Genomic DNA, 11962 nt, shown 5'->3' with positions numbered 1-11962 from the left:
CCAGTACATTAAAATAAGAAATCAAAAGCTCTCTAAGAACAATCTTAATAACTTAATTAAATTAAGCAAATCTTTGATATTAAGCATCTCAACTTGTGAGTGCAGATATCGAATTGGCACACTTAGTGCAACCATAGGCACACCGTATTCAACAAAGACACTTGCGTCATTTCCTCCGCCAGTTGTACCCAATTGAACCGGAATCCCTTCTCTCTCAGCTAGTTTTAATATGAACTTCACTACGTCTGGAGCGGAAATTGAACTGTTGTCGTATGCCCTAATTACAGGTCCTTTTCCTAACTCAATATGTTTATTCTGCTTACTACAGCACGCGAAAGAATCAACAGCTATTGCTAAATCAAAATCAACACGTTCAAAAGTCGCAAAATGGTTAAGCAAAGCTTTTGCACCTCTAAGCCCGACCTCTTCTTGCACAGTCCATGAAAAAACGAGATTTGAATTCGGAGATATATCTTTACAACTTTCAATTAAAGTGTAACAGCCAAACCTATCATCCAAACTTCTCAAAGCCAAAAATTCTTTATTAAGTATGGAGAAATGCTTTTTAAAAACCACGTAATCCATAACCGATACACCCACATCTATCAATTCTTGTTTAGAACGAGCGCCGACATCGACAACCTTTTCAAAAACGACACCATCAGATTTCAAGTGTGGTGGTACCGTGCCTATAACACCATCTACAATACCATTACCAGTAACAACTTCAACAAACGATCCTTGAATAGCATCTTCGATGATTCCTCCGACATTTCTCACTTCAAGCTTTCCATCATCTCTCAAACTTGTTATGTAAAAACCAATCTCATCCATATGCGCCATTACAATCACATTCTTTGAACTTTCCGGATTATTTCTACTTGGAACTTTGCCAATCAAGTTCCCTATTTTGTCTACCGACAGAGCCGGTAAATTCTTTTGTTTCTCTCCAAAATTATTCTTCTCAAGCATATAAATAATTTTTTCCCTAACCTTCTCTTCTCTTCCTGACACACCTGGCACTGAGCAAAGCTCAATCAGTTCATTCATAACGTTAGTATCTATGATAACCCCTCCATTTTAAAAAATTATCGTATAAAGAATTATACCATAAATTAATTCGTATATCGAAGTATATTTTATCACCAAAAAATTTTTATGTATTGACAAAAAATTTTGAATTTGATAAAATATTTTTGGTTGATAAACAAAATATGGGAAGGAGGGATAGGAATGGTTTCAGAGAGCATTTACAAACACGAGAAGCGGAACTTGGCGTTAATAATCAGCGGAAGGTTTGAATCGCTTATAGGTGCTTCTGCGTTGATGATTGCTATGCCGTTATATGTTCTGGATTTGACAGGTTCTGGAACGATAATGGGTATTTTCAGTATGCTTGGAATATTACCAAGGCTCATTACAAACCCAATAGGCGGGGTCTTAGGCGACAGAATAAATCGAAAATGGATAATGGTTGGTCTTGATGAGCTCCGCGGATTATTACTTATTTTCATGGGTTGGCTTGCGTTGATGAATAAATTAAGTATAGTAAATTTACTTCTTTTTAGAGCTCTCTTGTCGGTTATGGATGGTTTGTTTGATGGACCAACCGCGGCTATGTTTGGTGATGTTGTAAGAAAAGAGAACATGAAAACAGCCACTTCACTCAACTCTATGGCTGGAGCGGTTTCTAATATTATAGGCCCGATATTAGGTGGTGTACTTTACGGTGTGTATGGATTCAAAAACGTTATATTCATGACAGCTGTATTGTACATACTTTCAGGTATCAGCGAACTTTTTATAATTTATAAATTCCAACTATCGAAGAGTGAAAAATTAGAATTTTTTAAAGAACTTGGCGAAGGCGTAAGATTTGTTGTGCAGAACAAGGGATTGAAGTTTTTGTTTACATTTGCGATAGTTATAAATTTTTTAACCAGTCCTTTGCTGAGCGTTGTATTGCCGTACATAATGAGGGTAAAAATCGGATTTTCATCGACGCAATTTGGTACATTAGAAGTTTTCGCTACAGTTGGTGCACTGTTGGGAAATATCCTATTAGTATCAATTTTTAGAAAATCGAGTTCAAAGCAGATGATTTGGTTAGGGCTTATCGCCCAGGGTATGGTTTTAATCGCTCTTTCCATATTAATCATGCCATATTTTGGATTTTCGAAGTCAATATTGTACATGTTATTCGGAGTTGGCTTTTTCCTTGTTGGATTGTTCAACATCATAATAAATGTACCTATTAACGCTAATTTGCAAATTCTTACACCGTCTGAACTAAGGTCGAGAGTCTTTTCCGTGCTTAACACGATTGCGATGGGAACAGTGCCTATCTCTTCCGCACTCTATGGATTTCTAATAGATAAGATAGATCCATTTTGGTTTTTCTTGGCGATTAATGTAATATCTATGATTGTTGTGTTGATATTCCTTTTAAAAGCTCCCGAAGAGGCATACGTGCCATCAAATTTGCCAAATACTTCAACAGTTTCATCGAATGTATAATTATGGTATAATTTCTTGTGGATTAAATGGTTAAGTTTAGAATTTGGGGGGGAAGATATTGAACGGTTTTGAGAAAGGGATTTTGTACAGTACTTTAGCAGGTCTTGCGACGGTTTTCGGTGCAATTCCGATGTTGTTAATACACAAACACTTAGGTGAAAAGCTCATAGATGCGATGCTTGGCATGGCTGCGGGAATTATGCTCGCAGCTAGTGCTTTTAGTCTTGTTATGCCGTCTCTCGAATCCGGTGGAATATTAAGGTTTATGATAGGTTTTATACTCGGTGCGGTTACCATAGATTTGATGGATAAATTCTCACCGCACGAACACTTTTTGAAAGGGCATGAAGGAATCAGCGCGAAGAGGCTCGCGAAGATATGGCTATTTGTGATAGCGATAACTATACATAATTTTCCTGAAGGAATGGCGGTTGGAATAAGTGGATTTACACCGCAGGCTTTGGGAGTAGCAGTGGCGATAGGCGCTCAGAATATCCCTGAAGGAACTGCGACAATGATTTCGCTTATGAACGCGGGATACTCTGTAAAAACATCTCTTTGGGTAACGTTTCTAACAGGTGTTGTTGAAATAATAGGCGGCGTATTTGGAGCTGGATTGATATTAGTCAGTAAGGGATTATTACCTTACATGCTTGCGTTTGCCGCAGGAGCAATGATATTCGTTGTAAGTGATGAAGTTATACCTGAAACACACGTTAGAGGCAATGAACGGTTGGCAACGTACTTTTTAATCCTCGGATTTTTTATTATGTCTGCGCTTGATGTTCTGTTGGGATAACGTCCATTATTTTTTTAATCTCTTTATCCGTTGGTAAAAACATATACGTCGCTCTATCCTTCCCAGATTTCTTAGCGATGTACAAAAGCTCATCTGCTGCTTTCAGTACCTCAGTAGGTGATTGATAGTTTTCAGAACTTACAACACCACATGAGACCGTGCATTTTCCGTGTGGAAACTCGGCGGTCCTTACTTTTTGTAAGATTTCCTCAATAAAATCCACAACCTCATCTTTTTCTATTTTAGTTAAAATCAACGTGAACTCTTCTCCGCCGTATCTTCCAGCTATACCTTTATCTCCAACAGCCTCTTTCAATATTTTTCCTAAAATTTTAAGTACCTCATCCCCAACTAAATGTCCGTATGTGTCGTTTATTTTCTTGAAATTATCTAAATCAAACATCGCAACGTAATAAGGCTTTTTATTATACTTGGACAAATTGTGTGTCTCTTCCAAAAATCTCAATAACTCTTTCTTGTTGAAAAGACCTGTCAAACCATCAACGGTTGAGGCGACCTTAAATTCTGTGAACGTATTAAGAGTATTAAACAAAAGTGAGACGCTTTCGTTTGCATCGTAAATCACCTTTGACAAATTTCTTCTGTCAGAAACATTCGATGCGGCGATTATTCCCACCTCATTTTCGCCGTATTTCAGAATGAAGTGCGTAATTTCTTCCTTTACGAAGATTTCGGCGCCGAATTCACCAACATAATTCCAATTAGCTGGTTCTGTCGGTTTTTCCAAAATCCTAACAAGGTAATTTTTCAAAAATTCCCTTTGCAGATTAAAACCGAAGTTATATACACGACCGGCAACTGGTGAGATAAGTAAAAAAGCGATAGAGTCAAAAGAAGAAAAATTTTTCAAAAACTCTTTTAATTCTTTTATTACAAAGTATTCATCGCGTGCAAATTGAATTAACGACAAAACTTCCCTGTTTAGTATCTCTTTTCTCATCTTTTGCTCGAGCACATCGTATATATTATTTACAACCATACTCTTCTCATTTTTATTTGCTCGAAAATCACCATTGACAAATTCTAACAAAACTCTTTCGAGTTCGTCTTTCGTGAGTAATTTTGATATAAATTTATTTGCCCCACTATGCTCCGCCCAAAATTGGTTTATAACATCATCTGAACCTGTTAAGACAGCAATCCCTGCATTTGAAAATGCAGGGATTGACCTTAAGTAAAGGCAAAGCTGCAAACCAGAAATACCAGGCATATTGTAATCGCTTATGATAACATCAGGATATTCTTTCAAAGCAATTTCTATAGCCTTTGTCGCGTCTTCCGTTACGATAACTTCATAGCCACGACTTTTGAAAATATTCTCCAACACAAGCCTCCAAAACTTACTATCGTCAACTATCAATATCTTTTTCAAGAATACTCCCCCTGAATTATCCCATTGAATTAACTATCTGTAAATACAAGTCACAAAAATTATACCACATTTTTTTCTTTTTCTATCGTCATATTTTCAAATCTTTTCACATCCAAGTAGCTTATGTCAGTATGTAGTGACTTTCCAAAGAGAATCAATTCCGCTAGGGCTTCTCCAACAGCTGGTGCGACCATGAAACCATGTCCTGAGTATCCGACAGCGTAGTAATATCCCTTAACTTTATCGCTCTGTCCAATGATAGGTTGAGCATCAGGTGACATGTTGTACATACCACTCCAATGTCTCATCATCCTGACATTTTTCAAAAACGGGAATGTCCTAACCATTTTTGAGATGAGCTCCTCTTCAAATCTGAACGTTACGTTGTAATTTATTCCCGGTTTTTCGTCTTTATCACCTTGACCAAGGACGAATTGACCGTGTTGGGTTTGTCTCATGTAGAAATTACCAGAGAAGCTTATTGCCATCATTGGGAAGAAATTTTCAAGAGCTTCCGTTACAATTATTTGGTGTCTGTAACTCTCAGTTGGAAGATCAACACCTACCATTTCGGAAGTCTCCCTTGACCACGGACCAGCGGCATTGACAACAACATTACATTTAAAGTATCCATTTGAGGTGTCTACACCTATTACTTTACCTGCCTGAACATCGATTCCCTTGACTTCCGTGTGAGTGTATATATGCCCACCCATACGTCTTATCGCTTGCGCGTATCCGATAACGGCTTTATGTGGATTGGCATGCCCATCCGTTTGGCAGAACGTTGCCATCAAAAGACCGTCTGTGTTAATGTAAGGATATTTTTCCTTAACTTGCCTTGGAGATAGGATTTCTACGTTTAATCCTTCTTCTTTTTGCATCTGGACATTTTTCTCAAATTGGGCAGCTTCTTCTTCATCGTAGGATAGCACAAGGTATCCACCTTGGAAATATTCGATATCCATCCCAACATCTTCTTTGAATCTTTCAAATAGTTTAACACTCCTCATCGCGAGTCTAACATTTGATCTTGTAGACCACTGCTGTCTAATTCCACCAGCGCATCTTCCCGTTGAGCCAGATGATAGGTACGATTTTTCAAAGACAGCAACAGACCTTTCACCCAACTTACACAAGAAATACGCTAACGCTGTGCCCGTTATTCCTCCACCGATTATACAAACGTTGTATTGATTACTATTACTATTGACGTTTATTATATTACTCATCGCATTCCACTCCCTTTTTTTCGTGGTATTTAACAATAGCCTCAAAAGGTGTAGGTATTACCGGAGGTCTAAACATCCCCAATTCTATATCAGAAATGGCGCGTCCTGTTTTTTGCGAGAGTATTTGGAGTGTAAGCGCGCGGCACGTTTTACCACCGCAAGGTCCCATACCTATCCTCAGAACCCTTCTTAACTCTTCGTAATCTGTAATTCCTAAGTCAATTACTCTTTCTATATCTTCCTTTGTTATTTCCTCGCATCTGCATACGTACTCTTTATCTTCTTTATCTTCTTTTGGTAACGTAAAACTCCTAACAACATTTTCCATACCTGTTGGTACTTTTAAAAACACAACGTGTGTTTTATCTCGTTTATTTAAAATCACATTCTCGATTTGTCCTCTTCCAACAACTTTGCCATCTTTATCCAACAATTCAACTTCTTGACCTTTTTCAGGGATTGGTAGTAATTCGTAAGGTATACCAACTATCGAATAACCTTCTTTTTCCTGGACCAAAAAGATTGCCAAACCTGGGCATTTCATAACACAAACGCCACACCCAGTACATTTTTCGTAATCTATCTCAGGTATACCATTTATATTCCCTCCAACGTTTATGGCGCCACTTGGACACGAAGTCTCACAAGGATTACAAGGTATTGCTTGTGGGCATTCTATAATTGCTCTCAATTTGCCCTTAGGCCCAAAACTTTCCTGTGTTTTTTCCCTGTAACCTCCCGCTGGGAAGTGGATATTGAACTTCTCAAGCCCATTTCTGACTTTTGTCGAGAAAGGTCCTTTTCTGAATTCAGCTAATTCAGATTTCATTTGATTAATTTTCTCTGATAAGTCTTTTCCTGAGAGTTTTTGCGCGATATTGTAACCAGCGATGTATCCTTCTATCATCGCTGTAGTTGCTTCCTCTATACTCGACAAATCACCGGCGATGTACACATTATCGACTGTTGTTTTCATATTTTCATCTCTCAAAGGAACATACCCACCTAATTCTGGCATATAGACAATTTTTGCGCCTGTTTGCGCCGCAAGTTCAATATTTGGCTGTAACCCAACAGCCAAACATATAGCATCGACGACAAATTCCTTTTCGGTACCAGGTATCGGTTGGAATTTTTCATTTACTTGTGCGATAACAGCTCCTTCAACTCTATCATGTCCAATGGCTTCTAAGATTGTATGATTGAGATAAATCGGTACACCGAGCCTCTTTACTTTATTTGCATGAACCATATATCCGCCAACTTTTGACGAGGCCTCAACGATAGCCTTTACCTTTGCTCCAGCTTGGATTAACTGATATGCGACTATAAGCCCTATGTTACCCGCGCCAACGATAAGGAATGAACTTCCAGGAAGGACTTTGTACTGATTCATCAACGTTTGAACAGCGCCCGCACCGTAAACACCGGGTAATGTGTTGTTTTTAAAGGCTAAAAATTTCTCCGTTGCGCCTGTGGCAAGAAGTATATAATCGGCTTGGTAATGTTCAACGATGTTGTTCACTCTATCGTATAAGACAATTCCATCTTCGTATATACCCGTTACCGTCGTCTGGAGTTTGATTTGCACGCCTAATTGATTTACTTTATTTACAAGCCTTTTTCCAATTTCAAATCCCCTTACTGAAGCGAAAAATCCTTCGTGTCCGAAGAATTTGTGCGTCTGTTTTGGAAGTTGACCACCTGCCTCAATACCTTCATCGACGATTAATATTCCTTCACCACTACCAATACTCTCTGCAATAGCTATTGCTCCAGTTAGACCTGCAGGTCCTGCGCCAACTATTAACGTTTTCAACTTTTTTGGTGACGATTTTACCATACCGGTTTCCCCCTTCCAACTTGCCTTCTTACATGTATTCCTTCACTTACGGGGGTTATACACGCTCTTACATTTGGGATACCGTTCACCTCAACAAGGCAGGCAGAGCACTTACCAATTGCGCAGAAAAAACCACGGGGATTTTTGTGTTCTGTGAAGCCAAATATATCAATACCATTAGCAATGAGCGCGCTTGCGATGGTATCGTCTGGAAGTGCGCAGATAGGTTGACCCTCGAAGTAGAATGTGATGTGCTTTTGACTTTCAGGTTCTGTGATACTTATAATAGGATGCTGAGTGATGCGACCACTTTGCATTAATCCCCCTCCCCAAAAATAAATTGAAAAAATATTTGTACGAATGTCTAACAATTAAATTATACTTCTTCACCTTCCTTGCGGCAAAATTTCAAATTTATTTGTTATGATAAAAGAACAATAATCATCGTCAAAAACTTAAAAAATCCATTGTTTTGTGTTATAATGGTAACTGATAATACAAATAGGGAGTGATTAGATGCAACATGCGAAGGTAATATTAAAAAAAGATATAAAAAGAAGAGTCTTGGCAGGTCATCCATGGATATACGACAACGAGATAGAAAAAATAGAAGGCGATTTTGAAAATGGTGATATTGTGCACATCTTTACTTTTGCAAATCAATTTCTCGGTGTTGGATATATAAACACAAACTCCAAAATCACCGTGCGAATACTATCAAGAAAGCCGATAGAAATAAACAAAGAATTCATCAAATCACGGATTAATGATGCACTTAAAAATAGATACAATATTGTCAAAGAAGATGCATACAGGGTTGTGTTTGGTGAAGCGGATGGATTACCTGGATTAATCGTCGATAAATTCGGAGATTATCTTTCGGTACAATTCAATACACTTGGTATAAACAAACTCAAAAATCATATAATCGATGTGCTTTTAGAAAATTTCAATCCGAAAGGCATATTTGAAAGAACGGAAGGAAGTGCCGTAAAAAAAGAGGGATTGGAAGAGAAAACGGAATGGATATACGGCAACGGACCAGAGTTGATACCATTTGAAATCAACGGTTTAAAATTCTTAGCAGACACAAAAGGTCAAAAAACAGGTGCGTTTTTGGACCAGAGAGAAAATGCTAAAAAACTCATGGAATTTGCCGAAGGCAAAGAATGTTTAGACTGTTTCTCATACACCGGTAATTTCGGAATGCACTTGCTAAAGGGTGGGGCAAAACATGTCACATTCGTTGATTATTCAGAAAGGGCCATAGACGTAGCAAAAGAAATTGCGAAATTGAATAACTTCCAAAATTGCAAATTTATAGTTGCAAACGCCTTTGATTTTCTAAAAGAAGAATTCGAAAATTCGCATTTATATGATATAGTTGTACTTGACCCACCATCGTTTGCCAAGAGTGCTTCGAGCAGAGATGCTGCGTTCAAAGGGTACAAAGAGATAAATTACCGAAGCATGAAAATTCTCAAAAACAATGGCATACTCGCAACTGCTTCATGTACGCAAGTAGTTTCTCAAAAAGAATTTGAGGATATTATCGTTGACGCGGGTATAGACGCGAAGGTAATACTCAGAATGCTCTACCGAGGTGGTCAACCAATAGACCATCCTCAGGTTTACAACATCCTTGAAACGATGTACCTGAAATTTCTGATTTTACAAGTTTCAAACATTAAATCCCAATAAATTTTGATTAAATAAATCACATAGGGGGAAGAGAATAATGAAGAAAATAAAAATCTGGCTTTTTCTCACTTCCATTTTTCTAAGTCTTTACAGTTTATTATTCTCAGGAGCGTTGATTCTTACTTTGAATGGAATATTTGACGAAGCGGGCAATCAGCTCAAAAGTGGTAACTATGCTGACATTCTTTTCGATGGGAAGAGTGTGTATTACATTCTTCAAGATGGCATTTACACACTCGACGGACGCACAAAAATAGATATTAAAGGTGCGCAGAAAGTAGGCACGAATTACGTCGTATCATCATCGAAATTGTACAAAATCGAAAATGGTAACGCTTTAGCTATCGATACAGTTCCCTCCAATTTAAAAAACATATACGTTAAAGATGGATACATCGTCGGTCTTGATAAGGGACAGATTGTTTGTTATTACCAAGGCAAAGTCGTTTGGTCGATGAGTGGATCTTTCAACGACTTTAAAGTTAGCGGAAATTACCTTGCCGCGTTTGGAAGTCAGACAATGTTGTTTAACATAAGCAATCCTCAGTACCTAAAATTTGAGCGTATTTACCCTGCTTACAGAGATTACGCGTACTTTTTTGAGTACCACGCGTTTAGTGATGGAACAAAAATTTACATATACAAAGGAGCTTCAAGATTAAGTACAACATTCCCATACAGAGGTCCACTATTTTCAGATGGTGAGAATCTCTACTCTGGAAATCTCATGATAACATCTGATATGTTCCAAAAAGATTTAAAAATATCAGTTAAATCTTTGGTATCTTTCCCAACAACTGCGCAAAGTGAAACGAAAGAAACAACTCCAACAATTTCAAATGCTCAAACTAAAGAGCAAGAGGAACAAAAAACGTCGCAAACTACTTCTGAAGCTCAAGCAAAACCACAACAGGAAGAAGAAAACGTTGTCAAACCGACTGAAGCAAAAGAAACCCCTAAAACTCCAAAGCTATTTGATCTGATTTGGGAGGTAATGTTAAACGACAAAATTTCTGGGAAACCCGCTGTTAAAGTTGACGAACTGTACATTCCAACATTAAAAGGCTCGATTATTAAAATATCCAACGGTAAGATAGAATGGACTTACAGAACAGGATTTGTCATTCTGGGTCATGTCACCATTGGCAACAATATTTACGCTGTTTCATGGGACGATACAGTTTATGCACTTAACGATAGGGGCACATTAAATTGGAAATTGAAATTAGATAGCGATATCTCACAAGGTCCCGCTTGGGATGGTTACAATCTATACGTTGTTACTGACAACGGTACTGTTTACATCATCAAAGATGACGTAAAAAGTGCGAAGATAACAAGTAATTATAAAACATCCTCTTATCCGATTATTCCACCATCCATATCTTTGGCAGGGAAAATATTTGTTGTGGACGCCCTTGGAAATCTCTGGCGAGACAAATCAACTTTAGGATTTATCGGGAAAGTAAAGAACCTTCCTATAGCATATGAAAATTACTACACTTCTCAAGAGCTTGGATTTACACTTATCGATGAATTAGGTATTACCTTCAGTTTTGTACCACTTGAAAATTCTACACAGATAATTAAAGGCAAATCCATATTCATAACAGTGAATGATGTTATCGTTGATGCTGTCCTTGGTAAAGAATACATATATGCGATAAGTTCCAGTAAAAAATTGTACGTTATCGGCAGGGATACGAAAAAAATCGTCTTTACAGACACAATACCGGGAGGAAAGTACGTTTCGTTAAGTAACAACTATTTGTACGTCTTTGGCAATGAAGTTAGATGTTACTACGTCAAAGATAACCCATCAGGTTTATGGAACAGCTTGTACGCGAATCCGCTCAATTGGAACTCGGCTGTTAAGTAATAAGTAATAGTTAATTTGGTGAATTTAGGTGATATCTTAATGAAACTCTTAGGTCAATTCAATTACTATGCTGTATGCGTTCCCATCTACAAAAATCAACTCGTATTTGAAGTTAGGTCGCAGTACATAGCTCAACCACTTGAAATATCATTTCCCGGTGGGAGAATTGAAGAAGGGGAAACGCCGTACGAAGCGGCTGTTAGGGAACTGCGTGAAGAAATAGGCGTTGATGTTGTAAGAAAATTATTCGACATAGAACCAATAGTCACACCATTTAACAGCGTCATCTTTCCCTATGCTGTCGAGGTGGATATTTCCAAGCTAAAAATAAATAACTTTGAAGTTTTAGAGACATTTTTGGTGCCTATCGAACACTTTTCAAAGCCTTACAAAACAGCAAATGTAGACGTTATACTATCTCCAAATGAAGATTTCCCGTACGAACTTATACCAGGTGGTCGAAACTATCCGTGGAAACGCGGAACTTACGAAGTTATGTTTTACAAATGGGAAGATTACATAATCTGGGGGATAACAGCGCGAATAGCTCATCGCACATGGGAGATTGTATCAAATAAATTATAAATAAATGTATCCA

The 11962-nt window shown here is 37.9% G+C and carries 10 protein-coding genes; 5 read left to right on the top strand and 5 right to left on the bottom strand.

Annotated features, from left to right (window positions below; translation table 11 throughout):
* Positions 1–21: 21 nt before the first annotated feature.
* Entirely contained in the window at positions 22–1023 is a 1002-nt protein-coding gene (locus FNOD_RS03090; protein WP_238374613.1) for a M42 family metallopeptidase, read from the bottom strand.
* Between the two features lie 210 nt (positions 1024–1233).
* On the opposite strand from FNOD_RS03090, the gene FNOD_RS03085 reads away from it, so the two are divergent.
* The gene (locus tag FNOD_RS03085) at positions 1234–2517 is read left to right on the top strand and encodes an MFS transporter (RefSeq protein WP_011993772.1); all 1284 of its coding nucleotides are present in this window, start codon (positions 1234–1236) and stop codon (positions 2515–2517) included.
* A gap of 58 nt (positions 2518–2575) precedes the next feature.
* Entirely contained in the window at positions 2576–3316 is a 741-nt protein-coding gene (locus FNOD_RS03080; protein ID WP_011993771.1) for a ZIP family metal transporter, read from the top strand.
* Here FNOD_RS03080 and FNOD_RS03075 read toward each other — a convergent pair.
* Genes FNOD_RS03075 through FNOD_RS03060 form a run of 4 tightly spaced genes read right to left on the bottom strand, consistent with a single transcriptional unit; the run spans position 3285 to position 8101 of the window.
* Positions 3285–4709, bottom strand: a complete 1425-nt coding sequence (locus tag FNOD_RS03075) for a GGDEF domain-containing response regulator (RefSeq protein WP_011993770.1) — start codon at positions 4707–4709, stop codon at positions 3285–3287. The genes FNOD_RS03080 and FNOD_RS03075 overlap by 32 nt on opposite strands.
* A 59-nt stretch (positions 4710–4768) precedes the next feature.
* Positions 4769–5941, bottom strand: coding sequence for an NAD(P)/FAD-dependent oxidoreductase (locus FNOD_RS03070; RefSeq protein ID WP_011993769.1), 1173 nt, complete (start codon positions 5939–5941; stop codon positions 4769–4771).
* The gene (locus FNOD_RS03065) at positions 5934–7784 is read right to left on the bottom strand and encodes an FAD-dependent oxidoreductase (protein ID WP_041256848.1); all 1851 of its coding nucleotides are present in this window, start codon (positions 7782–7784) and stop codon (positions 5934–5936) included. Before FNOD_RS03065 ends, FNOD_RS03070 begins: the two co-directional genes overlap by 8 nt.
* Positions 7778–8101 carry a (2Fe-2S)-binding protein gene (locus FNOD_RS03060; protein WP_041256846.1) on the bottom strand — a complete coding sequence of 108 codons (324 nt, stop codon included), beginning with the start codon at positions 8099–8101 and terminating at the stop codon, positions 7778–7780. Before FNOD_RS03060 ends, FNOD_RS03065 begins: the two co-directional genes overlap by 7 nt.
* Positions 8102–8300: 199 nt before the next feature.
* On the opposite strand from FNOD_RS03060, the gene FNOD_RS03055 reads away from it, so the two are divergent.
* Genes FNOD_RS03055 through FNOD_RS03045 form a run of 3 tightly spaced genes read left to right on the top strand, consistent with a single transcriptional unit; the run spans position 8301 to position 11949 of the window.
* Complete coding sequence (locus FNOD_RS03055; RefSeq protein WP_011993768.1) at positions 8301–9485, top strand: class I SAM-dependent rRNA methyltransferase; 1185 nt, start codon at positions 8301–8303, stop codon at positions 9483–9485.
* 37 nt (positions 9486–9522) lie between these two features.
* Positions 9523–11364, top strand: a complete 1842-nt coding sequence (locus tag FNOD_RS03050; RefSeq protein ID WP_011993767.1) for an outer membrane protein assembly factor BamB family protein — start codon at positions 9523–9525, stop codon at positions 11362–11364.
* A 39-nt stretch (positions 11365–11403) separates the two neighbouring features.
* Complete coding sequence (locus FNOD_RS03045) at positions 11404–11949, top strand: NUDIX hydrolase (protein WP_011993766.1); 546 nt, start codon at positions 11404–11406, stop codon at positions 11947–11949.
* Positions 11950–11962 lie beyond the last annotated feature (13 nt).

It is taken from the genome of Fervidobacterium nodosum Rt17-B1, assembly GCF_000017545.1.
Classification (GTDB): Bacteria; Thermotogota; Thermotogae; order Thermotogales; family Fervidobacteriaceae; genus Fervidobacterium; species Fervidobacterium nodosum.
The sequence above is the reverse complement of the archived record's forward strand: the minus strand, read 5'-3'. Positions and strand labels throughout refer to the sequence as shown.